This window comes from Aneurinibacillus danicus (assembly GCF_007991215.1).
GTDB classification, from domain to species: Bacteria; Bacillota; Bacilli; order Aneurinibacillales; family Aneurinibacillaceae; genus Aneurinibacillus; species Aneurinibacillus danicus.
In genome coordinates this window covers 1-22,308 of sequence record NZ_BJXX01000112.1, presented here as the reverse complement: position 1 = coordinate 22,308, position 22,308 = coordinate 1, and the positions used below count along the sequence as shown (strand labels likewise).

At 43.8% G+C, this 22,308-nt stretch carries 24 protein-coding genes; 18 read left to right on the top strand and 6 right to left on the bottom strand.

What is annotated here, in order from left to right:
• On the top strand, nucleotides 1-456 hold a 456-nt coding region (locus ADA01nite_RS12470; RefSeq protein ID WP_218029559.1), incomplete at its 5' end, for a hypothetical protein.
• A gap of 105 nt (nucleotides 457-561) precedes the next feature.
• Here the strand turns inward: ADA01nite_RS12470 and ADA01nite_RS12465 are convergent.
• Genes ADA01nite_RS12465 through ADA01nite_RS12450 form a run of 4 tightly spaced genes read right to left on the bottom strand, consistent with a single transcriptional unit; the run spans nucleotide 562 to nucleotide 5,645 of the window.
• Nucleotides 562-915, bottom strand: coding sequence for an STAS domain-containing protein (locus ADA01nite_RS12465; RefSeq protein WP_146810324.1), 354 nt, complete (start codon nucleotides 913-915; stop codon nucleotides 562-564).
• On the bottom strand, nucleotides 906-2,978 hold the full coding sequence (locus ADA01nite_RS12460) for a FapA family protein (RefSeq protein ID WP_146810321.1): 2,073 nt from the start codon (nucleotides 2,976-2,978) through the stop codon (nucleotides 906-908). Before ADA01nite_RS12460 ends, ADA01nite_RS12465 begins: the two co-directional genes overlap by 10 nt.
• 17 nt (nucleotides 2,979-2,995) lie before the next feature.
• A complete protein-coding gene (locus ADA01nite_RS12455) occupies nucleotides 2,996-4,219 on the bottom strand; it encodes an ATP-binding protein (protein WP_146810320.1) in 1,224 nt (407 codons plus the stop codon).
• On the bottom strand, nucleotides 4,206-5,645 hold the full coding sequence (locus ADA01nite_RS12450; protein WP_146810318.1) for a PP2C family protein-serine/threonine phosphatase: 1,440 nt from the start codon (nucleotides 5,643-5,645) through the stop codon (nucleotides 4,206-4,208). Before ADA01nite_RS12450 ends, ADA01nite_RS12455 begins: the two co-directional genes overlap by 14 nt.
• 361 nt (nucleotides 5,646-6,006) lie before the next feature.
• On the opposite strand from ADA01nite_RS12450, the gene tpx reads away from it, so the two are divergent.
• From tpx to ADA01nite_RS12385, 13 genes are all read left to right on the top strand, one after another.
• Nucleotides 6,007-6,528 carry a thiol peroxidase gene (tpx, locus tag ADA01nite_RS12445; RefSeq protein WP_146810317.1) on the top strand — a complete coding sequence of 174 codons (522 nt, stop codon included), beginning with the start codon at nucleotides 6,007-6,009 and terminating at the stop codon, nucleotides 6,526-6,528.
• Nucleotides 6,529-6,653: 125 nt separating this feature from the next.
• Nucleotides 6,654-7,079: a TIGR03826 family flagellar region protein gene (locus ADA01nite_RS12440; protein ID WP_146810315.1), complete on the top strand. Its 426-nt coding sequence runs from the start codon at nucleotides 6,654-6,656 to the stop codon at nucleotides 7,077-7,079.
• A gap of 259 nt (nucleotides 7,080-7,338) precedes the next feature.
• Nucleotides 7,339-7,599: a flagellar biosynthesis anti-sigma factor FlgM gene (gene flgM / locus ADA01nite_RS12435; RefSeq protein WP_146810313.1), complete on the top strand. Its 261-nt coding sequence runs from the start codon at nucleotides 7,339-7,341 to the stop codon at nucleotides 7,597-7,599.
• A gap of 32 nt (nucleotides 7,600-7,631) precedes the next feature.
• Nucleotides 7,632-8,138 (top strand): flagellar protein FlgN, encoded by a 507-nt coding sequence (locus tag ADA01nite_RS12430; RefSeq protein WP_146810311.1) that lies wholly within the window; start codon nucleotides 7,632-7,634, stop codon nucleotides 8,136-8,138.
• A 63-nt stretch (nucleotides 8,139-8,201) separates the two neighbouring features.
• Nucleotides 8,202-9,743: a flagellar hook-associated protein FlgK gene (gene flgK, locus ADA01nite_RS12425; RefSeq protein ID WP_146810309.1), complete on the top strand. Its 1,542-nt coding sequence runs from the start codon at nucleotides 8,202-8,204 to the stop codon at nucleotides 9,741-9,743.
• Nucleotides 9,744-9,757: 14 nt separating this feature from the next.
• Entirely contained in the window at nucleotides 9,758-10,690 is a 933-nt protein-coding gene (gene flgL / locus ADA01nite_RS12420; RefSeq protein WP_146810306.1) for a flagellar hook-associated protein FlgL, read from the top strand.
• 12 nt (nucleotides 10,691-10,702) lie between these two features.
• On the top strand, nucleotides 10,703-11,278 hold the full coding sequence (locus tag ADA01nite_RS12415) for a DUF6470 family protein (protein ID WP_146810304.1): 576 nt from the start codon (nucleotides 10,703-10,705) through the stop codon (nucleotides 11,276-11,278).
• Nucleotides 11,279-11,300: 22 nt separating this feature from the next.
• Nucleotides 11,301-11,750 carry a flagellar assembly protein FliW gene (gene fliW, locus ADA01nite_RS12410; RefSeq protein WP_146810302.1) on the top strand — a complete coding sequence of 150 codons (450 nt, stop codon included), beginning with the start codon at nucleotides 11,301-11,303 and terminating at the stop codon, nucleotides 11,748-11,750.
• 2 nt (nucleotides 11,751-11,752) lie between these two features.
• The gene (csrA, locus tag ADA01nite_RS12405; RefSeq protein WP_146810300.1) at nucleotides 11,753-11,998 is read left to right on the top strand and encodes a carbon storage regulator CsrA; all 246 of its coding nucleotides are present in this window, start codon (nucleotides 11,753-11,755) and stop codon (nucleotides 11,996-11,998) included.
• Between the two features lie 126 nt (nucleotides 11,999-12,124).
• Nucleotides 12,125-13,060 carry a flagellin N-terminal helical domain-containing protein gene (locus ADA01nite_RS12400; RefSeq protein WP_146810298.1) on the top strand — a complete coding sequence of 312 codons (936 nt, stop codon included), beginning with the start codon at nucleotides 12,125-12,127 and terminating at the stop codon, nucleotides 13,058-13,060.
• Nucleotides 13,061-13,160: 100 nt separating this feature from the next.
• The gene (locus ADA01nite_RS12395; RefSeq protein ID WP_146810296.1) at nucleotides 13,161-14,990 is read left to right on the top strand and encodes a motility associated factor glycosyltransferase family protein; all 1,830 of its coding nucleotides are present in this window, start codon (nucleotides 13,161-13,163) and stop codon (nucleotides 14,988-14,990) included.
• Entirely contained in the window at nucleotides 14,977-15,333 is a 357-nt protein-coding gene (locus ADA01nite_RS12390; RefSeq protein ID WP_146810294.1) for a DUF8042 domain-containing protein, read from the top strand. Before ADA01nite_RS12395 ends, ADA01nite_RS12390 begins: the two co-directional genes overlap by 14 nt.
• Nucleotides 15,334-15,335: 2 nt before the next feature.
• Entirely contained in the window at nucleotides 15,336-16,667 is a 1,332-nt protein-coding gene (locus tag ADA01nite_RS12385) for a motility associated factor glycosyltransferase family protein (RefSeq protein WP_146810292.1), read from the top strand.
• A 47-nt stretch (nucleotides 16,668-16,714) separates the two neighbouring features.
• Here the strand turns inward: ADA01nite_RS12385 and ADA01nite_RS12380 are convergent, their stop codons facing one another.
• Both ADA01nite_RS12380 and ADA01nite_RS12375 read right to left on the bottom strand, forming a co-directional pair.
• Nucleotides 16,715-17,422, bottom strand: coding sequence for a tetratricopeptide repeat protein (locus ADA01nite_RS12380; protein WP_146810290.1), 708 nt, complete (start codon nucleotides 17,420-17,422; stop codon nucleotides 16,715-16,717).
• Between the two features lie 23 nt (nucleotides 17,423-17,445).
• Nucleotides 17,446-18,162 carry a glycosyltransferase family 2 protein gene (locus ADA01nite_RS12375; protein ID WP_246147323.1) on the bottom strand — a complete coding sequence of 239 codons (717 nt, stop codon included), beginning with the start codon at nucleotides 18,160-18,162 and terminating at the stop codon, nucleotides 17,446-17,448.
• Nucleotides 18,163-18,273: 111 nt separating this feature from the next.
• Between ADA01nite_RS12375 and ADA01nite_RS22950 the strand changes: the two genes are divergently transcribed.
• The 4 genes from ADA01nite_RS22950 to ADA01nite_RS12360 all read left to right on the top strand — a co-directional run.
• Nucleotides 18,274-18,558 carry a hypothetical protein gene (locus tag ADA01nite_RS22950; protein WP_307724488.1) on the top strand — a complete coding sequence of 95 codons (285 nt, stop codon included), beginning with the start codon at nucleotides 18,274-18,276 and terminating at the stop codon, nucleotides 18,556-18,558.
• A 59-nt stretch (nucleotides 18,559-18,617) separates the two neighbouring features.
• Nucleotides 18,618-19,775 carry a glycosyltransferase gene (locus ADA01nite_RS12370; RefSeq protein WP_307724487.1) on the top strand — a complete coding sequence of 386 codons (1,158 nt, stop codon included), beginning with the start codon at nucleotides 18,618-18,620 and terminating at the stop codon, nucleotides 19,773-19,775.
• Nucleotides 19,776-20,014: 239 nt separating this feature from the next.
• Nucleotides 20,015-20,959 (top strand): polysaccharide biosynthesis protein, encoded by a 945-nt coding sequence (locus ADA01nite_RS12365; protein WP_246147324.1) that lies wholly within the window; start codon nucleotides 20,015-20,017, stop codon nucleotides 20,957-20,959.
• A gap of 987 nt (nucleotides 20,960-21,946) precedes the next feature.
• Nucleotides 21,947-22,308 (top strand): nucleoside-diphosphate sugar epimerase/dehydratase (locus ADA01nite_RS12360; RefSeq protein WP_218029558.1); only part of this gene is annotated, 362 nt, incomplete at its 3' end.

Sequence of the window (22,308 nt, the reverse complement as noted above, 5' to 3'; positions counted from 1 at the left end):
ACGATCGATCGAAGGTTTGAAGTAGTGGAGCAGCGGTTTAATACGATCGATGAGAAGTTTATAGAAATTGATAAGCGTTTTGATGATGTAAATCAAGAGTTTCGTGTTGTGCATGGCAAGTTTGATGCGATAAATCAAGAGTTTAGTACTGTGCATGGCAAGTTTGATACAATAAATCAAGAGTTTAGTACTGTGCATGGCAAGTTTGATACAATAAATCAAGAATTTGGTACTGTATATAAAAAATTTGATAATGTAGCTCAAGAGTTTAGCATCGTGCACAGTAAATTTGATGAGATAAAGCGTCTGATTAGCGACGCACAGGTCAAAAATCTTGAGAGTGATAATCTCATCCTGCGTGAAATCGGTCACCTGCGCGAAGAAGTGCGCTACGCGATTGATACGGCGCATGAAAACCGTGAACAAATTCATCGCTTGAAAAACAGACTTGGCTAAGCCAGCCAATAAAATACGCCGCCCTTCATTGCGAAGGACGGCGTTCCCTTTATCAGGTGTATCTAGCTGCTGCAAACGGACAGGTTTTCTCAAGTGTCCGGGCTTTTAAGCAGCCAGAATGGTAGCTACCGCTTCTTCAAGTTGATATCGGAAACGTTCTTGACCGATTACAAGCGGCAAACCGAGAATGTCGAATACGTCTTCTACGTCGGGCGTCAGGCCAACGAGGTAGAAAGGGAGATCGCGATTCATTAATTTATGGAAAAAATTGAGCAATTTTCCGACCCCGGTTGAATCTACGAAAGACAAATGCGTAAAATTAAGAATCACGCCTTTCAGGAATTCGGCGGACAGGATTTCCTCCATTGCTTTCTCCAGCCTGTCCGTCGTCCCCATATCAAGCTCTCCATCAAAATGCATAATATGGATGCCCATAGTTGTCTCCAGCTTTATTTCCATTGCGTTTCCTCTCCTTGTTTTAGCATGAATGTATCTAATTTTCCGGTTTTATGGTTGATTTTAAATTGTGCCAGGCGACCGGCTTTCTTTACTTCATGACGCATCTGCTTTATTTGGATGGTGACACCCGGATAGACTGTATCTGCAAGAATTTCGCCTTCCTGGCGCTGGACGCAGGCCAGCGTTTTTACTTCAGCGACTCCTCCCAGCTCCTGCACCGTAATTTTATTTCCGGCTTCCAGTTTTCCTCCGCGCACAATTCCGTTTTTTCCGATGACGGTAATATCATCGCCGGCAAACAAGTTCGAGTTGTAGGCGCCAAGCCCTATGATTGTTATTTTACCACTGGCCTGCAGCGTCGAGTGGTGAACATAATTCGACACAATGTGAGAGGACTTGGCTGCATACTGCCGGAACGTCTGCATTAAGGTTGTCCCGCTTGCGTGCAGTTCTTCGATCGGATGGATGGATTGAATCTGAAACGGACCCAATCCGATAAAAAGCTGGCGAATACGCTCCAGCCACGCCGTAGCCTCTCTTGGCTTCTCGCCTGGCTGTTCTGCATAAAAAGAGCAGAGGGAAAGGATGTTGCTCTCAAAGTTTTGCAGCTTGGTCTCCACCAGTAGCTTAACCAGTCGTCCTAACCCCGTGTTCCGAAGATCGTTTGTCGAGAAGGCAGCGGAGCGGGAGAGCTGGGCATATGCCTGGCAGATATACTGCAGGCCGGACAGGATATCTTCAAGACGATAGGCCAGCGTTTGGTAGAACGCCGTATTTCCTCCAGCTACCAGATGACTGCCGATGACATTCTGCTGTACATGGATATCGCCGTCTGCGATAATCCTTCCGTATGTAACCGAACCGTGTACAAGCACGTTGCCGGTAGCTTTCACGCCGAGGCCGTCCGTTACATTTCCCTTGATAATTACGTCTCCGTTAAATTTAATGCTCCCTGTTTTTAATGTTAGATCCCCCGGATGAATATAGACGGGGTAGACACGGATTTGTTTGTTCTTATATTCCGGGCGTCCGTCAAACGCGGCAACTACATATCTTCCGCTGTCTGTTTTCCTTGTTCCCGGGCCTAAGGCCAGCGGAAGAGGTTTGCCTGGCTCGGCAAGAATCGGCGTGCCGTATACCGTGAAGCCGTTGCGTCCTTCGGTTGGCGGCACGATTTCCAGGATTTTTTCACCGGCTTTCACGCTTCCGACGTCCTGCAGCGCAAACCAGTCAATCGTCTCCGTCGTCTCCTCCATTCGTTTGTCTGATTTACCATAGAGGGGAAGGAATTGTGTATCTTCCCCGTCTTGCTTTGGCTTGCCCGCTGCAATGATCATAGGCAGCGTTCGGCTTTGTTTTCCGTCCACCCAGGAGGCTATTCCATCAAAGTTAATGCCATAGACGATGCCTCTGCGTTGCAAATGTTCGTATACGTCCCCGCTTGAAAAAGGAATCGTTTTTTTCTCGATTTCATCAAAGTGAAGTTCCGCTCTGTCTGAATAATGAAGTATGACAGGTATGCATTCGTAGGCCGCTTCTTCTTTTAAACGGATGGATACTTCCATCTCATCTTCAGAAACGTAAATCTCGCTCCAATCTTCCAACTGTTCTCCCGGTACAGTACGGACTATAGAAACGGCAGGGTCAAGAAGAAAAGGTTCGTTTACCGCTATGCCGTTCTGGTAGAGAATCGTGAAGCGTGGCGGGTGAAGATAGAGCGGCTTTTGGAAAGCGTCTTTCGGCAGTATGAGCGTATCCCCTTCCCAATAGTAAGAAGAAACATCCGGTTCCGGTTCAGACGAGATTTCTACGAGCACCGTGTCTTCTCTGCTCTCTTCCTCTTTCTGGATTTGTTCCAGAAAATGCAGCACATTCTCCTCCAGTGTCTTGCGGTCAGAAATTTCTTTGCGGGTCAGGCGCACGATAGCCGGCCGTTTTTTTAGGAATCCCCTTTTGCCATGGTCAAGGACCTCGATATCAATTTCTGCATAATCCCAGCCTTTTTCCTGCAGTGCCTGGGCAACCGCATCTTCTACCGTTTTTCCGATAGCGATATGTTCCATGTTTCGGTCCTCCTTTTCTACGGTGTATCAGGTTTGTTGAACAGCAATCCGATGACCGTTCCGGTAGAATCGCTTTTTACGTACAGTTTGTCGGACGATTGCGCCATTACATGAAATCCTTTGCCCAGGGACTGCTGGGTAGAGAAACCGTCTACGAGCGCTGCTTTCGGTAAATCTTTCATCTGGATTCCTGTTCCCTGGTCAGTGATGGTAATAAGTACGGACGTGTCATTGTGCCAGCATTCGATGCGGCATGCTTGCGCGTGCCGCAAGGCGTTGGTGGCTGCTTCGTTTGCGGCCAGCGTAGGTGAGAACGCCTTAATGCCGTGGATCGTGACCTCTTCTTTAATCATGCTGCGCATAGGAGCGAGCTGTTTGGCGTCATCAACATCAAGGTATGATTGCCTTTTGTATGAATCCAGCAGCGTTTTCATCTCTGCCTGATTTAGAAGATGGATTTTTCCTTTCGTTAATGAGAGAATAATATCTTTATAGTTTTCCCACTGTTCCTGAAGCAACTGTTTTTCCTTCATTACAATGTCGGAGATGTCGAGAGTAATAAAACCGCCCCGATATAAATCGAAAGGAAGCGCATGAACATCTACATAGGTGCGGCTTTCTTCGTCAATGAGAACGCTGCGGGCCGGCCTCTGGTTCCTCAATGCTTCTCTCATTAATGGCAGCAAGTCTTTTTCCTGAATAAAGGAAAAGCTGTTTCCGCTTAACAGTCTAATTTTTCCGCGGTCGTAAATGTAGCTGTTCCCAACGGTCATACGATCCAGCAGTTCGGATTTCGCCAATTCGATATAAAGTTCATCGCGGATTTGCTGTCTAATATCCGCATTGAGTTTTTCCGTTAGTTCATGAACAAGCTGCTTTTTGTCGGTAGAGATAGCATCGTATTCTTTCTTGGATAGTCGGCTGTCTCTTGTTCCTTTACGCAGAATTTCAACGATATCGAAAGGGATCAGGTTCTGTATTTCTTTTTTATGAATAGGGGTGACGCGCGCTTTTATTTTGTTTTTGATCTCTACTAGATAATTCTGAACGGGGGCATTGGTTTCAATCAGCATGCCGACCGGGCTAATCCCGATAAGTTTTCCGCTGTATGAATTTCCGCCTTCATCACGTAAGCTGACAGGCAGGGGAGGGAAAACTTTCTTTTTCAGTGTCCCGCCTTCGAAGAACTCCAAGCAGGTCTGGCAGTTGATATTTGTTGGGCATTGGTTACAAAGCTGCATGCACTGTCCCGCCTTTCTTCTGAGATTTCTCGTGATGTCTCATCCCCGTTTCTGCGAATGACATAGAGAGAAGGGTAATATCGTCATGCAATCCGTGTTCATTCTTGTCCGTCAAGTCTGAGATAAGCTGTTTGGATAGCTGATATACCGGTCTGGATGCGGGCCAATCGGAGAGGTATTGCTGCAATGCTGACCGTCCCCAGCTTGGTTTTTGGTTGCGAATTTCGATAGCACCGTCCGTATACAGAAGGAGATAATCTTCTTTGTTGATTTGGTCTGTGCCTTCGTTGAATTGCGGATTCGGCAGCATGCCCACACTGGCATTCTTCCCGAGTGTCAGCGTCCGAACCGTTCCGTCCGCACTTCGAATGAGCGGGGGATGATGGCCTGCACTGCAATAAGTAATCGCTCCGCTCACAGGATCGACGTCGACACACAGTATGGTAATGAAGGCGGTGGATGCTTTTAGATTCTCATAAAGCTGTGTATTGATGAAGCTGAGCAGGTCCTTCGGTGACAGGGACCTTGTCATCCTTTCTCTTGTAATGGCCGATAGTGTCGTCATCAGCAGAGAGGCAGCCAGCCCTTTACCCATCACATCGGCGATTAACAGGCGAATTTTTTTGTTGTTAGTATAGGCGATGTCATAATAATCGCCGCTGACTTGTTTTGCAGGACAATAATCGGCATCGATTCGCCACCCTTCAATTATGCGCGGAGTCGGCTTCAGCAGCTGGAACTGAACCTGTCGCGCGAATTCAAGGTCCTTGTTCATCGCCTCTTGAATCCGCAGATCGCGCAGTCGGCTTTTTTCTTGAAGTATATAAAAGTTCTTCATGAAGTGCTGCGAACAAATGCTTTTTCCGATAATCGCAAACGTAGTTATAAACGGGTGGTGTGCGAACAGCAGAACAAGCACCGCCGTACTGAAGAAAACATACGCATACATGAACCACTCGCTGACCTGGATTTTTCCTGTGTATTCCGCCATGGAAAGTCCTGTATTCCTGGCTTTGCCTTGAACTTCAAGGATAAAATAAGTGAGTTGATACGCACTCAGTATGAGCAATAGAGGGAATATCTCCAGCTTCCATGCATAGAGTGGACCACATGCGATATAAACGCAAGTTGAGATAAGCAGTGAGGCCAGCTGCCGTCGGCCTTCCCGCCGTATGATGGGTTGCCGAAAGAAAAGACAGCCAAGGAATGTTCCTGTGAAACTTAATACGATGCTTTCTAGTGGACCGTAGTAGAGAAGTATAATCATAGATAGCGGATAGGTAACGTTGACGCTCATTTTGTTTTTGATGGCCGGATTGATATGAGAGAACCACACAAACAAAAAGAGAAAAAGCACCATTTCAGACAAAACATTAAGCAGGCGATTCGAAAAGAAGTTTATAAGGTAATAAGCAGTGAATTCCAACCCTGTCTCTCCTTGCGTTATGAATGTTTCTTAAACATTTCTTATAACAACTATACTTAGGTAATAATACCTGCTTGGCTATGAAAATGTAATTATTTGTCTAATATTATATAACATTTGTAACATTAAATATAGTATATATGTTGCATGATAGCGAAAAATAATGGAATATATTTACGAAGGAAATGAGAGAAAAGAATGAGAAAATGATTTCAATGTAGAAAAAGGTAACCCCCCTTTTTCTTCCCTGCATCTTAATTTCCTCTTTAGATTAACAACATGTAGATGTTGTAATTTACGGAAATCTCAACTAGAATGGTAACAGAGAAAACACCCACTTTTAAAATTGGAGGGAAGCATTATGGCAGTAGAACGCGAAGGAGCAATCACATTCAAAGGAAATCCGGTAACACTTATTGGTGAAGAAGTAAAAGTGGGGGATACGGCGCGTGACTTTACCGTACTGGCGCAAGGCTTAAAACCGTACACACTAAATGACGGACAAGGAAAAGTACGCTTAATCAGCGTCATTCCTTCTATTGATACGGGGGTATGCGAAGCGCAGACCCGCCGTTTTAACGAAGAAGCGGCCGGACTTGAAGGGGTAGAAGTTCTGACGGTCAGTGTGGACCTGCCGTTTGCGCAGGCACGCTGGTGCGGTGCGGAAGGCATCGAGAACGTGAAGATGCTGTCTGACCACCGCGATCTTTCTTTTGGCGAAGCGTTTGGCGTAGCCATCAAAGAACTTCGTCTGCTGGCCCGTGCCATCTTCGTATTGGATAAAGACAACAAAGTAACGTATGTAGAATACGTATCCGAGGCGACAAACCATCCGGATTACGAGAAAGCCATCGCTGCGGCGAAAGAAACGGCAGCGAAGTAAGTCCAATTGTTTATTGTGACTGGTAAATATGACCCGGTCATTTGAAAAATAGGTCCCAAATACTCTCTTGTGTGCGGTACAATAGATGCATGCGATTCGTTTCAGAACGAGGGGAGAGGGACCTATTGTCATTTGATGTATCTAACTGTCCGCGCTGCGGGCGTTTATTTCGAAAAGTACGGCAAAACGTCTGTCCGAGTTGTGTGAAAGAAATCGACCAGGAGTATGAGAAGGTCTATAAGTTTATGCGGAAGAAAGAGAACCGGAGCTGCAACGTCCATGACTTAAGCGAGGCCACCGGAGTATCGATCAATCAGATTACCATGTTTATTCTTGAAGGGCGTCTGAGCATCGAGAACAATCCGAACATGAGCTATCCGTGCCGCAGCTGCGGCGGGCCGATACGGAGCGGTTCGATTTGCGAGAAATGCGCCGGCAACTTGAAGAAGATTGCCAGTTATATGAAGGAAGACGAGCAAAAGCGGCAGGAGGAAGCGGAACGGCGGAAGCGTGAGCAGTCGGCATTATACCGAAGCGGCCATAATGAGTAAAGAAAAAAATAGTAAACTTTTTATGAAGAATGCCGATTACTTTAATAACAAGTAGTCGGCTTTTCTTTTTAACCGAAGGGCCACAAAGCGACCGTTTGTCTTCTGTATGGAAAAAAGGACGAGCGGCATAAGCCCGCGAGTTTTTCTTACGCCGACATAAAGCCGGAGGTAATATAACCCATACGGTGTAAACCGATGAAGGATGAGGAAAGAATAGTGGTATCTGTGCAAATTGTAAAGAAAGCCGGGGTGACACACAATGAGAATCGAAAGACCGAATCATATCCAGCCTATCAACCCGTACCGCCAGCAGGAGATGAAGCAGGAAGAGGCCAGAGCCAAAGGCAAAGGCCGTGATCAACTGGAGATTTCAACGGAAGCACTGGAACTGCAGAAATCGCAGGATACTGCGGCCGAGCGTGCCGAGCGCATCGCGGAGTTGAAAGAGCAGGTGCAGAACGGAACGTATCATGTGGATGCGAAGGTGATTGCCGAAGCATTGCTGCGCAAAGGTCTGTAGACAGAAATAGATATACCGGATGGTGACACATTATGAACGATTTATATACCGTAATTGAGATTCTGGAACGGCTGATTACCGAGCATGAGCGGATGCTGAAGCTGGCCAGGCACAAGAAAGACACGCTGATCAAAGGCGACATCGATGAACTGGCCCGCATCCTGCAATTTGAATCTCGCTGCATCAACACCATCCAATCCCTTGAACTAGAGCGAGAGAAGCATATCTCGCTCTATTTAATGCGGCGGGGAATACGCAGGGAGACATTTTATTTGAGCGACTTGATCGAAATCGCGGGTTCCCCCGAGATTAAGCGCGAATTGTCTCGCTGTCAGAAGCAGCTTGGCGATGTGATTAAAGAGCTTCAGGGGCTCAATGAATTGAACCAGAAGCTGATCGAACAGTCGCTGTCCTTTGTGAATTTTACACTGGAAGAGATGACAGCTCCGCCCGAGGAACCTGTGTATCAGAATTCGAAAGCGACGCGTCCGAATCCGTACACGAAGCATTCCGGGGGATTTTTTGACAGCAAAGCGTAAAGGCAGGAAGAAGTCATGCCGTTTAAATAGGCAGGGAGTATAGAAGGGAAGAGGGAGATTCGTATGCCATCAGCATTTTCAGGGCTGGAGATTGCCAAGCGCGCGCTGTATGCCCAGCAGGCGGCGCTGCACACGACCGGCCATAATATTGCAAACGCCAATACGGAAGGGTATACGCGCCAGCGCGTAAATATGGAAGCGACAACGCCGTATCCGTATCCGAGCCTGACCAACGACCGGCAGGCCGGCCAGATGGGGACGGGAGTTATCGCGGATTCGATTCAGCGTTTGCGCGAGCGCTTTTTAGATTTGCAATATCGCGGTGAGTATAAGAAGGTAGGTCAGTATACGGCACAGGCAGATGCGCTTGAAAAGATAGAGATTATTTTAAACGAGCCACAGGATAAAGGATTCCAATATGTAATGAATGAGTTCTGGAATTCGTGGCAGAAACTATCAGAGCGGCCCGAAGATCCATCAGTTCGTGAAGTCGTTATTGAAAAAGCAAAAACAATGACACAAATGTTTAATTTTACGTATCAAGAGTTGGAAATGCTTCAAAACGATTTTAATATGCAGGTAGAAACCAGGGCGAACGATATTCAGTCTTATGTTAAACAGATCGCGGACTTAAATAAACAAATTGCCGATGTGGTTCCACATGGCTATACGCCGAACGATTTATACGATCAGAGAGATTTATTGCTTGATAAATTGTCCAAGTTGGTTGAGATTGATGTCACTCAGAGTACGGACGGCATGGTTAATGTGGACATGAAAATAGAGAATGCAGGTGGAACTCTTGGTACTCTCTCTCTAGTTAAGGATAAAGAGTATGCTGTAGTCGAAATGGCAGGGAAAAATGTGACTGTTAAACCTCCAGGTGCTGCTACAGCCACCGAAATTAACGGAGAGGACAGATGGTTTACTGGCGGAGAAATGAAAGGGCTTGTTATTTCCCGTGATATTACCATTCAGAACTATATGAATCGCCTTGATGCGTTGGCAGCACATATTGTAAAAGCTGTAAATGATATACACAAACAAGGTCAAAAACTTGATCCTTCAGGAACAAATGGATTGAACAATGCAGGTGATTTTTTTGATCCAGCTACTACAGGCGCCAAGAATATGAAAGTCTTGGATAGCTTAAAGCCGGATGACCTTGCGGCTGCAGTCGCCGGAGCCGAGGGAACAGGAAATAATGAGAATGCCTTAAAGATTTATGAATTAAAAACTAAGCCATATAATGATGGAACAACATCAGGTATAACATGGAATCAAGTGGGAACAAATGATGGTTTTCCGGTAAATGCGTCAGGTACGAATAAGACGGAAAATTCATCCTTTGATCAGTTTTTTCGTCAGGTAGTTGCTACACTAGGGATTCAAACAGAAGAAACGCAGCGGCTGCGTGATAGTTCGAATATTCTTTTAGGAAGTGTGGACGCACAACGGCAATCTGTATCTGGGGTTTCACTGGATGAAGAGATGAGCAATATGATTAAATTCCAACATGCCTATAATGCGGCGGCACGAACTATCACAGCGGTAGATGAAATGCTTGATAAAATCATCAACGGCATGGGCCTGGTTGGCAGATAGGGGAGTGAGATAAAATGACGTTTGCTCGTGTCACTCAAAACATGTTGAATAATAAAATGCTTCACAATTTAAATAAAAGCTTAGTAAGAATGGAACGTTATCAGGAAATGTTGTCTACCGGACGTAAAGTGAATCGTCCGTCCGATGATCCAGTAGCGGCTATACGCAGTATGTTATACAGAATAAACATTGCGGAGAATAAGCAGTTTCGCGAAAATACGGATGAAGCGATTAACTGGCTAACCCAGTCAGAATCATCGGTTAGTGAAGGCGTAAATATTTTAACACGTGTAAAAGAGCTTCTGACTCAGGCGGCAAACGATACGAACAGCGAAGGCGAGCGGGAGAAGATTGCCGATGAGATTAAGAAGCTTCGCGATCAATTGGGAGCCGTGGCGAATACCACGTATGTAGGCAAGTATATTTTCAATGGGGAGAAGACCAGTATTCCACCGTACGATGAAGCGAGTCAGGATTTAAAACCTGCAAGTGATTTAAGTTTTGCGGAGATACAGCTTGAGGTATCGACAGGCATCAAGATTCCAATCAATGTGGATGCAAGCAAAATTTTTATTAATGATGATCCGAATAATGATGGTGACACGAGCGATTCTACTACAGTATTTAAAGCGCTAAAGGATGCGATTGCGCACCTCGAGGCGAACGATGATGCAAACATTCGTAATGACCTGAAAGTTATCCAGGGACATATTGAGAACTTTTTGACTGAGCAAGCAAGCATTGGCGCACGCGTAAACCGTATTGAGCTTATTCAAAACAGGCTCGACACACAAAACTACGGGAATGAAAAAATGCTGTCAGATAACGAAGACGCTGATTTGGCTCAAGTCATTATGGATTTGCAGAATAACGAAAACATACACAGAGCCGCTTTAGCTGCCGGTTCGCGTATCATCCAACCTACGCTTCTCGATTTTCTGCGATAGGGAGGTCAGGCGATGAACGAATCATACCTCCAAATCCATCAAACGTCTTACAGGCTTGGCTGGGAAGTACAGAAGGCGAGCTACTCGTTTGAGCCCGCTCACACATCGATAGAGATTGAGCAGCAACCTGCGGAGATGAGGGTGCACCGCACAAATCCGCTTGTGCTCATTGACCAGACCGAATGCCGGGCCGATATGGATATGAAACATATTTTTCGGCGTAACGCCGAATTTGCTGCCTATGGAAAACAACAGGTCATGAGGTACATCGCAGATACTGTGGCTGAAGGTGAACAATTAGGAGCTATTGAAAACAAAGGGAACACGATAGCCAACCTGGCAAAAGGAAAGAAGCTTTTGCCGGACCACCAGTTTATATACCGTAACGTGCCGGGGAATTTCTCATTACGCTACGAAATTGTTCCAGGCGAATTAGATATCCAATGGACCAGGGGTCAAATCTTGATGGGTGTTCATTATAGTCCTTTTCAGCATCATTATGAGAGAGGAAAAATCTCTTATTATACACAAAGAAAGAATCAATTAAATATTGAGGTAAGCGGTGGTACAATAGATGTAATGAAATAGAAGACAAGGAGTGTTACCGCTTATGCCACTTACGCTGGAATCCAGCTTATTGGGAACTATAGCGTATGAAGCCGGGGAAGTATATACGTTTGCAGATGGAATCCCTGGCTTTCCGCATTTACATGAGTTTATTTTCCGTAAAATTGAAGATAGTCCGTTTACCGTGATGCATGCCATTCAAGAAGATACATGCTTCTTTTTGATAGATCCATTTACAAGGTATGCTGACTACGAATGCAAACTTCCTGCGTTTGCCCTGGAGCAATTAAAAATTGAAAGTCAGGAAGATGTGCTCTGTTACACAATTGTAGTTCTGCGTGAACCGCTGACCGATTCAACGACCAATCTGTCCGCTCCGATCGTGCTGAATGTGCGTGAGCGCCTTGGTATGCAGCTTGCATTAGAGAATGAAGCCTATTCGATTCGAACGAAGCTGTTTGCAGAAGCAGCAGATGAAAAGGTGGGCAAATAAATATGCTTGTACTGCGCAGAAAAGTAGGCGAAGCGATTGTCATCAGCGAAGGCATCCAGGTTAAAGTCATCAGCGTGCAGGGTGATCAGGTAAAAATCGGAATTGAGGCGCCACAGCATGTTAGTGTATACCGCCAGGAGATTTATGATGCAATTCAGGAAGAGAACCGCCAGGCGGCAGCACAGCAGCTTTCTATGAACTTGTTACAATTAAAAGAACTCGGCAGCTCTTTCCCTAAAAAAAAATAAAGAAAAAAGCGAGAATTAATCTAAAGCATGATGAGTTCGTTCCGATAAAAATAGTGAGGGAGAAATCCCAACATAATTATCTGCTGACAGGGACGTTAGCAGACAAATTTCAAGGAGGAACATATCATGATTATCAACCACAATTTGAACGCGATGAACGCTCATCGTCAGTTCGGCATCAACAACTTCAACACCGGTAAGTCCATTGAGAAGCTGTCTTCCGGCTTCCGCATCAACCGCGCTGGTGACGACGCTGCAGGTCTTTCCATCTCCGAGAAAATGCGCGCGCAAATCAAAGGCTTGCAACAGGCTTCCCGCAACTCGCAAGACGCTATCTCCATGATTCAAACAGCGGAAGGTGCGCTGAATGAAACGCACAGCATTCTGCAACGTATGCGTGAGCTGGCTGTTCAGTCTGCGAACGACACGAACAACACAACGGACCGTAAGGCACTGCAAGATGAGATTAACCAGCTGACTGTTGAGATTGACCGTATCGGTAAATCTACAGCATTCAATGAAAAGAAACTTCTTAATGGCGACACAAAAACAGTAAACGACAGTTCCGGTCTGGCTTTCCAAATCGGTGCAAACAACGAAGAAAGTCTTCGTATCAACTTGAAAATTGAAAGCATGACAGCTTCTGGTCTGGGAATTGGTGGAGATGCTTCTGCGGATGTAAAACAAGTAACTGGTGCTTCGGGCACTCTAGTTACCCCACAAAATACTACATTTGCTAACGGTAGCAAAACTATGTACTCTGTTGATATTACAACTGCTTCTAAAGCTCGTGTCGCTATTGATGCATTTAACAATGCAATCAAAACGGTATCACAAGAGCGTTCTAAACTGGGTGCATACCAAAACCGCTTAGAGCACACAATCTCAAACCTTGACAACGCGGCAGAGAACCTGCAAGCTGCTGAGTCTCGTGTACGCGATGTAGACATGGCGAAAGAGATGATGAACTACACCAAGTCCAACATCCTTTCTCAAGCATCTCAAGCAATGCTGGCTCAGGCAAACCAGGCTCCGCAATCTGTTCTTCGTCTGCTGGGCTAATCGAAATATCCGTTTATTTGATAAAACGCAAAAGGGTCGACACTTTGTCGGCCTTTTTGCGTATAAATAAGCTGATAAAACTGCGAGGAAGGGGATAAGTATGAAGCAGAAGAATCAGCTTGCGCTCCAACAACAATATCCTGATCTGTATAATCGACTACAGCAGGAATTATCTGATTCAATAGCCCTTCGTGTTGAAAAAACGAAAAACGGAATGGATACAGTCGTTGCATTACATAACGGACAGGAAATGTATGTGCATAGCCGGTATCAACCGGAACACGAAGCAGAGCAATGGGTGCACCTGCTTCCGCAGGAAGTGGAAGTGCTTGTCATCATAGGGATGGGTCTTGGCTACAGTTTGTCATGGCTGGCCCGGCGTTATTCTAATCAAACGATTATTATTATTGAGCCTGATATGGCGATGTTTCGTAAAGCGACAGAATGCCGGGATTTATCCGTTTATTTGCAGAACGAACGCTTCGTATTTCTTGTTGGGCAGGAAAGTTATGTTACAGCACACATATTGGCGGAGTATATGATACAAAACAAGCTAACATTTTCACAATTGTGTATTGCAAGTCCACCTGTTTATCAGCGTCTTTATCCCGACATTGTTGGAGAGTTGCAAGCGAGAATTGCGGATAAGCTGGCAGAGTTGCAAGTACAGGAAGCGACCTATGCTTATTTTGCAAGAACATGGCTTGTGACGACTATAAAAAATGCCGGATATCTTTCGCAGCACCCTTCTGCGCATTTGATAAAGGAGAAGTTAAAGGGACTTCCTGTAATCATTGCTGCTGCAGGCCCATCACTGACTAAAAATATTCATCTGTTAAAGCAAGCTGAAGATAAAGCGCTAATCATTGGAGTAGGTTCAGCGATCAACATTCTTGAAAAACATCAGATTCGTCCGCATATCATTATGGCGCTTGATAGTGCGGAAAGTGAGAAAAATGTTTTTGTGAATTTTTCTGATACATCCCCTTTATTAGTGTATACCCATTCACTGCATCCGGATGCAGTTGCCGGTTATTCGGGACAGAAAGCGTGGGTAAAGCTAAAAGAAGACAGTATAATAGGGTATATTTGCAGCCGATTAAACATGGACTATCTGGAGATTGTGGATGGTCCATCTGTGGCCAACGTAGCATTTGATTTTGCGATTCGGGGACTGCGCGCGTCAGCGGTTTTGCTTGTGGGACAAGATTTAGCGTATACCGACAATCGTTATCATGCTGCTGGAGCAGTACATGACTCCTCTGCTCATGCTCTGAGAGAGGAGCAATTGAAAGGCTATACATTGACACGTGATATATACGGTGCACCTGTCTATACATCGCGGGCATTTATTGCGATGAAAAACTTTTTTGAGATATACATGAAGTATGAAAAGCCAAACATTCCTGTATATAATTGTACAGAGGGAGGAATACCGTTAACAGGTATCCCGAATATTCCGCTAGCGCAGGCGCTGGAACAATTTGGTATGCAATCATACCCGATTCGTGAATGGATACATAAAGCGGTTTCAGGTTGGGATGAGTGTGACGCGGTGCCTTTGCACTCTCTATGGGAAGAGTTGCAAAGAGAAGCAGATATCCTGGTTTCCCTTTCAGCAAGGCGAATTCGCGAGCTTCAGCGCTTGCTACCTGTGTCTCCTGATTTTTCCGCCGGGTTTGCCAGGGTGGCTGCGCTCACAGAAGAAATAGATAAAAATGAACTATATCATAACATGATTGTACCGCATGTTCAATGGATGGTAGAAGCTTCAACCCGTAATGTTCATCATACTACGGCACATATTATAGATGAGCAGGAGAAAAAAAAGCTGTTTGTCATAGAACTGTTGCGGCAATATGAAGAAATTCACGAATATATTATCCTTTTACAGAGGGCATTGGAGGAGAATGCGTATGGAACAGAATAAACAAAAGCTAGAGTTGCTGGAAACATCATGCGAGATGATTGATAGCCTGGTTAGTAGAATCGAACAAGCCGTCACCCTGTATCACGGTGGCAAAGAAGCAGAAGGAAGTCAAAAAATAATTCCGATTATTGACGATTTGGAACAGTTAATGCAGGCGATGACATTGACGGCGGATGTGCAGGTCGAGAAAGTGGAGGTTTTTGTTCTTAATGATTTTTTAACGGAGATTGTATCAGCCTTTGAAAATCAAGATTACGTATTGCTGGCAGATTTATTTGAATATGAAGTTTCTCCTGTTTTGCAAGCCTGGAAAGAAAAAATTCTGGTGACGTTTGAGGCGTAAATATGTCGTATTTTGCAAAAAATATTGAGATTCTCAAGCGGTATCATTCGCAAGTGTACGAGAACATCAGCGGAAAGTGTGACGCGGATATAGCACAGTATGAGATTGTGCCTACGAAAAGCGGTCATGTTACTGTAAAAATAGAAAACTATTTCCTGCATAGTAAGTATAATCCATTACAGGAAGCAAGCACATTCGTAGAATCGAAGATAGACACAACGATCCTAAAACATGTAATTATGTATGGGTTTGGGTTTGGTTATCACGTAGAGGAAATGTTACGGCGAATACACCCCGAACAAAAATTATATCTATTTGAGTTGAATGTCTCACTTTTTATGCTTGCCCTGCATGAGAGGGACCTGCAGGATGTTCTTACGCATAAGCAGGTGTCGCTCTTTGTGTCTGATGATCAGCGGGCTATTGCGCAAGCGTTAAGCTTGCTTCTGGCAAAGCCGAATCAATTTCTGATTTACGGACCGGCTGCCCGTGCGATTCCGCAAAAACATGAATATTTTCGTTTCTTATTGGAGAATTGGGATAAGCGGTTGCGCCAGGTTGAGAAGCATGCGCCTTTACTAACGGGAAATTATGAAGCAAATCGAAAGCGTCACGATCCGGGGATTAAAGAATTGTTCGGTTCATATCCGAATCGTCCGATTTTTGTCATTTCTTCCGGGCCTTCGCTTAACAAGAATAAGCGCTTGCTGGCCGGATGCAAAGGGAAGGCATTGTTGTTTGCTGCCGGGTCGGCATTGAAACCGCTCGTGCGAGAAGGGGTTATACCTGATTTATTTTGCATTATTGATCCGATTCATGAGACGACAATTAAACAGATTGAAGGATATGAAAATCTTGGAATTCCTCTCGTATATTTGGATACCGCAAGTGCGAAGACAGTAGCTGCTTATCGGGGACCGCACTTTGTCGCATCGAATACGAAAGCGCATGTGCAGAATGAAGATGAAATAATTGAAACCGGTGGCTCTGTGGCAACGGCTGTGCTGGACATCGCATTGCGGATGGGAGGCAATCCGATTATTTTTGTGGGCCAGGATTTGGCGTTTACAAATAATGAACATCATGCGGATGGCAGCATGTACGGGGAATCGCCTGAAGTAAAAATCAACCCAACGATGAAATGGATAAAAGGTCAGCATGGAGAGATGTTGCCTACAAGCATAGGTCTATTAGGTTATAAATATTGGATTGAGCAACGCATAAAGCGGGAGCCGAACGTTACATTTATTAATGCTACGGAAGGTGGTGCCTTCATTGAGGGGTGCCAGCATTTGTCTTTGGCAGAGACGATTCGTATGTATGTAAATATATAAATAGATACAAAATGATAGAAATAAAGGAACCTTGGTAGAAGGTTCCTTTATTTTTGCAATTGCTGTTTTTGAGATTGAATGAATGCAAGGCTTTTGTGGATATCGTTTTTTTCCTGGTCAGGACAAACCGATAGTAATTCTGTATAGATTGTTTGAGCATCCGCTAGATTGCCGCACATTTTCATAATATCAGCATATAGCAGATGGTTTTTCCAATGATAGATGTCCTTGTTTGCTTCTGTCCACCCACGATAGCGTTCGAAACTTTCTTCTGCCTGTATGACATTTTTTCGGGCAGCCTGTAAAAGTTGAATGGCACGTAATGATTGGATTCGAGCCAGATAGTAATAAGCGTCTGGAAAAGATGGTTCTACTTCTAGCATACGATTACATACAGCTTCTGCTTGTTCATAAGTATCTTGCTGTTGTGAATAGATAGAGTACAGAAGCGATTGAATAGATAATGTGCGTCCGTGTCTAGTTAATAGCGCATGCTTTTCAGCATTTTCCAGAACTTCTCTTGCCTGTTGTACTTCACCATAAGAGCAAAGCTCGCGCCCGAGGTAATACAACCATTTCGGATCGCTCGGATTTTGTTCACTCATTTTTCTCAACAATCGAATATTACGTAAAAGCTTCTCCTGATACGGTACCTGGTGAGAATCATACCCATCGTGATAGAGATGAATGTAGACGGGAAAGTATTGAGGTGTTTTTTTATTTTCCCCTGCTAAAATAACCTCTTCGTGAATCATCCCGTAAAATGTAAAGGGATATTTTAAAGAAAACAGTCGTCCGATAATATAAGAAGGGGCATTGAATTTTTCCCCGATACTGTTGTAGTATGATTCACGTTCCCTAGTGTTAGAATTACCGGTTCTGGAAATGTATCAAACAGTCCAGCCGCTTCTTTAATAGAGGGAGCTTCTTCTACTGAAAGATATTCATCGGCATCCACCCAGAGTACCCACTCGCTGGTGATATAAGGGAAAGCGGCATTGCGCGCTGCCGCAAAATCATCGCACCAGGCAAAATGTATAAGCTTGGTTTGCGGATATTGTTGTTGGAAGGTTTTGATATATTCTACGGTTCCATCTGTTGAACCTGTATCGACAATGACAATTTCGTCTACCGCATTGACGATACTATTCAGGCAGCGCGCAATGCAGCGAATTTCATTTTTAACAATAAGAGCAGCCGAAACGGATACATTTTTAACTGAGAATAGCTTATCCAAATAAGGTCTTCTTTGACCGTCCGGAATAGTAGGAAGCAATTTTTGAATGTCATGTATCCATGCAGCTCTTGGAGCCAGAAGGCAAGCGCGGCGGAGCGCTTGTTTGGCCTGCTCTCCGTATCCTTGCAAATGTAGAGATCTACCCAGCGCAAGCCATGCATCGGCGTACCAGGGTGATGTTTTAATAGCTTCGATGCATATTCTCTCCATTTTTTTTGCATCGTCTATTTCGAATACTGTGGAGATTTGGTTGTTCATTTCTTTGCACCTCCTTAATTTTAATTAGGAAAACAGGTCAGTAAGGTTATCGGTATGACGGTGAAGAATAGTTAGTAAGGAAATAAATTTCATGGAAAGGAAGTCGATAAAATGACAATGAAAAAACGAGTGCTGATAGGGAGTCCGGTTCATCAAAAACCTGAGATTTTAAGCGAATTTCTTCGTTCATTGAAAACGTTAAAAGTAGATACTTTGGAAGTAGATTATGCTTTTGTTGATGATAATGCAAATGAAGAATCAAGTCGTATGTTACAAGAATTTTATCATCGTAATAGTAAAGTTATGATCGATAACGGAATAAAGCAGGATGAGTATGCTTTCCACCAGTGGACAGATTACTTAATGGAAAAAGTAGCTGTATTTAAAATCGAATAATTGCATTAGCGATTGAAGAGAATTATGATTATCTGTTTTTCGTTGACTCTGACCTTGTCTTGCACCCTGCGACACTCCAACATTTAGTTTCGCTTGAAAAAGATATTGTTTCCGAGATTTTTTGGACGAGCTGGCAGGAAGGCGAAAGAAAGTTTCCGCAAGTTTGGCTGTCTGATCAGTACACGCTGTATCATCGTTCGCCGCATGAGACGCTAAGTGATGAAGATGTTCAGGCGAGAACGATGGAGTTTTTACAGCAATTACGTAAGCCTGGAGTTTATGAAGTAGGAGGACTTGGGGCTTGCACGTTAATTAGCCGTCGGGCGCTGCTTGCTGGGGTAAACTTCAATACAATCCCTAACATTTCCTTGATAGGAGAGGATCGTCACTTCTGTGTTCGTGCGACCGCGCTTGGCTTTTCGCTATTTGTTGATACGTATTATCCGGCATACCATATATACCGTGATTCCGATTTAGCGGGTGTAGAAATGTATAAATATCGCAATACAGTTAAGACATCCACAAATAAAGTTACACTTTCCATGGTTATTAAAAATGAGGCAGATCGTTATTTACGCCGGGTACTGGAAGAGTGCCGTCACTATATTGATGAAGCGGTTATTATTGATGACGGCAGTACTGATGAGAGTGTGGAAATTTGCAAGAAAGTTTTGGCTGGCATTCCGCTTCATATTGTGCGTAATGAAACATCACGTTTCGCGAATGAGATTGAACTACGCAAGCAACAGTGGGAAGAGACGATTAAGACGTTGCCAGACTGGATTTTGAATTTGGATGCAGATGAAATGTTCGAGAAGAAGTTGCGCGAAGTGATGCCAATGATTGTGAACCAGCATGAATATGATGTGATTTGTTTCCCATTATATGACATGTGGGATGAAGACCATTATCGTGATGATGAGTATTGGTGCGCTCATAAAACATATCGCCCGTTTTTAGTTCGTTATCAACCGGATTTTGTATATAAGTGGAAAGAGACTGCACAGCATTGTGGGCGGTTTCCGGAAAATATTCTGGAATTGTCGACTGGAAGATTGGATATTCGCCTCAAGCATTACGGTTGGGCCAGTCCGGAAGACAGACAGAAAAAATATGAACGGTATATGCAACTTGACCCGGAAGCGAGATATGGCTGGAAAGAGCAGTATGAGTCGATTCTTGATCCAGCGCCAACATTAAGGAAATGGGAAGAATAGAAGAAGAGATAATACAGTGGTTTTATCTGAGTAATTATAAACGCTAATATATGTGGTTAGAGAGAAAAGGAAATATTTTATAAAATATTTAGGTGCGAAGACTATTTTGTTTCTTTAATAATATGACGATATATTAGAGTAGATAGACATATATAGACATATATAGAGATCGGGTGGATCGTGTGTATACAGGAAAACGAATTTTGGTTATTGGCGGGACAGGTACAATCGGTCAGCAAATGGTAAGAGAGCTTCTCACATATAATCCAAAGGTTATTCGCATATTTAGCCGTGATGAATATAAGCAGTATGAAATGCAAAATGAATATCGTGAATACAGCCGTCAGCTTCGCTTCTTAATAGGAGATGTGCGCGATTATGACCGTGTATGCCGGGCGATGGAAGACGTGGATTATGTGTTTCATCTGGCGGCGATGAAGCATGTGCCGGCGTGTGAATACAATCCATTTGAAGCTGTGCAGACGAATGTGATAGGAACACAAAACGTGATTCAGGCAGCGATGCAGGCCGGTGTAAGAAAAGTCTTGTTTACAAGTACAGACAAGGCAATTTCACCGACAAATACATACGGGGCTACGAAGCTAACGGCTGAGCGACTGATTTCAGCAGCGGAATATATGAAGGGAACGAAGAAAACTATATTTTCTTCTGTGCGTTTTGGAAATGTCATGGGTTCGCGTGGCTCGGTGATTCCGTTATTTAAAAAACAAATACTTGAGCAGGGGTATGTAACGGTTACAGACCCGAATATGCTCCGATATATGATGACACCGAGCCAGGCAATTTCATTAATGCTGAAGGCGAATGAACTGGCGCAGGGTGGTGAGGTATTCGTATTGAAGATGCCGATTGTGAAGGTGGGTGATCTTGTAGAAGTTATTATTGAGGAGATGACCAGGAAGTATAATCTCCAGTCAACGGTGGATATACGGACAATTGGTCTGCGTCCCGGTGAGAAGAGATATGAAGAGCTAATGACAGATGACGAGGCACATGTGGCACTTGAAGCAAAAGAAATGTATATTATTCCTTCAGTTTTTGGTGGAGAGCGAACGTATCCTGAAGTATATAAGAAAGGTGTTCATGGTATATTTCCACAAGCAAGTGATGCAATTGGGAAAGAAGTGTTACGAGATTGGCTCTTGGGGGATAAGTTGTTATAATGTTTTCAAAAGAAAGTACCCCTGGTAGTTAGCGAGAGAACAACGAAACATTCTGCCCTAGTATCGTGTCTTCCATCGATGATAAAATACTTCGTCCCTGCTTTTTAACCGTCGATATGAAATTACGTATGACACAAAACGCATCCGAGCCATGTTTACTGCGAGATGTCCCTGAAATTTTCTGCTTTAACTTTGCTATTCGTATGCCACGCTCTGCCTAGTTGTTGTCAAACGGAATCGCAGGATCATGCAGAAAGGCAAGCACGTGACGATGGGCAGACAAGGGATCCAAAAGATTTTTGGCGGGTGTTTGCTTCTTCCGTCCCTTTCCTTCTGGCAGAGGGGAAAGAAAACGATGCTCCGCAAACCCTCGTTCAAGAATGTGTAATAGGCAGCTTCCATTTGGGTGATGGTATCGGGCAGAAGAATGCCGTTATGTCTCTCTTTTCCTGCTTTCCGAAAAGAAGAAATTCTTTCATATCTTTCGCCTATACCTGTTGATAGGACTTCCCAATACCTTGCAGTTCGCGTGAGTGGTGTACGTTGCAGGGCATGGGAACATTCATCGTATTAAGGGGACCATGCATTATGAGCAGCGAAGAAGGGACTGGTGGATTTCTTCTTCAAAGTTCATAGAAGTCATTGTTTATATTGACAAGTGTACTTCCTGATTGGTTACCCAAACAAATCGTCCCTTCGTTCTGCTGCATGTTCATAAGGCAAGAAGTTGATAGGTGTTAAATAAACAACCAACGCTTTCAGACGACTACTTTTTACATCCTTACATTACAGGACACGCTACACTTCTAGATGGATTACAGCAATGGTGGATAAAAAAACTAAAGCTGGATTAAATTTGTCTATCGAGCAGCAAAAACAGTTACAAGCTGCATAGGTAATTCTTTGTTTTTATAAATGGTAAATTTTGTATTTTGTTTTGAGCAAGTCTAGTTATATAGTTATGAAATTGATTTGGAGGGTGAGTTTGTGAAAAAAAACGTATTGATTTTTGGTACGGGAAGTTACTATTCCCACATTAAAAAAAATATACAGGAAAAATATCATATTATTGCTTTTATTGACAATGATTCTAGAAAACAGGGTGCTTTTTTTGAGGGCAAGCATATTATTTCTCCTTTAGATATAGAGAAATATAACTATGAGAAAATTTTAGTAGCAAGCAGTTTTTTTTACGATATATCAATTCAGTTAGTTAATTTGGGCATACCATCCAATAAGGTTGTATTTCCTTTTTATGATGGTAAGGAAGCACTACTTAAGAAGGTGATTGAAGGCAATATAAATAGAATTTTAGTTTCTGTAGACGGAATTAATTTATTTCTAAGTAA

What these genes read in the sequence shown, in the direction of transcription:
- ADA01nite_RS12465 (WP_146810324.1), bottom strand. Translation starts at nt 915, where the DNA reads ATGGAAATAAAGCTGGAGACAACTATGGGCATCCATATTATGCATTTT.
- ADA01nite_RS12460 (WP_146810321.1), bottom strand. Translation starts at nt 2,978, where the DNA reads ATGGAACATATCGCTATCGGAAAAACGGTAGAAGATGCGGTTGCCCAG.
- ADA01nite_RS12455 (WP_146810320.1), bottom strand. Translation starts at nt 4,219, where the DNA reads ATGCAGCTTTGTAACCAATGCCCAACAAATATCAACTGCCAGACCTGC.
- tpx (WP_146810317.1), top strand. Translation starts at nt 6,007, where the DNA reads ATGGCAGTAGAACGCGAAGGAGCAATCACATTCAAAGGAAATCCGGTA.
- flgM (WP_146810313.1), top strand. Translation starts at nt 7,339, where the DNA reads ATGAGAATCGAAAGACCGAATCATATCCAGCCTATCAACCCGTACCGC.
- ADA01nite_RS12430 (WP_146810311.1), top strand. Translation starts at nt 7,632, where the DNA reads ATGAACGATTTATATACCGTAATTGAGATTCTGGAACGGCTGATTACC.
- flgK (WP_146810309.1), top strand. Translation starts at nt 8,202, where the DNA reads ATGCCATCAGCATTTTCAGGGCTGGAGATTGCCAAGCGCGCGCTGTAT.
- flgL (WP_146810306.1), top strand. Translation starts at nt 9,758, where the DNA reads ATGACGTTTGCTCGTGTCACTCAAAACATGTTGAATAATAAAATGCTT.
- ADA01nite_RS12415 (WP_146810304.1), top strand. Translation starts at nt 10,703, where the DNA reads ATGAACGAATCATACCTCCAAATCCATCAAACGTCTTACAGGCTTGGC.
- fliW (WP_146810302.1), top strand. Translation starts at nt 11,301, where the DNA reads ATGCCACTTACGCTGGAATCCAGCTTATTGGGAACTATAGCGTATGAA.
- csrA (WP_146810300.1), top strand. Translation starts at nt 11,753, where the DNA reads ATGCTTGTACTGCGCAGAAAAGTAGGCGAAGCGATTGTCATCAGCGAA.
- ADA01nite_RS12400 (WP_146810298.1), top strand. Translation starts at nt 12,125, where the DNA reads ATGATTATCAACCACAATTTGAACGCGATGAACGCTCATCGTCAGTTC.
- ADA01nite_RS12395 (WP_146810296.1), top strand. Translation starts at nt 13,161, where the DNA reads ATGAAGCAGAAGAATCAGCTTGCGCTCCAACAACAATATCCTGATCTG.
- ADA01nite_RS12390 (WP_146810294.1), top strand. Translation starts at nt 14,977, where the DNA reads ATGGAACAGAATAAACAAAAGCTAGAGTTGCTGGAAACATCATGCGAG.
- ADA01nite_RS12385 (WP_146810292.1), top strand. Translation starts at nt 15,336, where the DNA reads ATGTCGTATTTTGCAAAAAATATTGAGATTCTCAAGCGGTATCATTCG.
- ADA01nite_RS12380 (WP_146810290.1), bottom strand. Translation starts at nt 17,422, where the DNA reads ATGATTCACGAAGAGGTTATTTTAGCAGGGGAAAATAAAAAAACACCT.
- ADA01nite_RS12375 (WP_246147323.1), bottom strand. Translation starts at nt 18,162, where the DNA reads ATGAACAACCAAATCTCCACAGTATTCGAAATAGACGATGCAAAAAAA.
- ADA01nite_RS22950 (WP_307724488.1), top strand. Translation starts at nt 18,274, where the DNA reads ATGACAATGAAAAAACGAGTGCTGATAGGGAGTCCGGTTCATCAAAAA.
- ADA01nite_RS12365 (WP_246147324.1), top strand. Translation starts at nt 20,015, where the DNA reads ATGGTAAGAGAGCTTCTCACATATAATCCAAAGGTTATTCGCATATTT.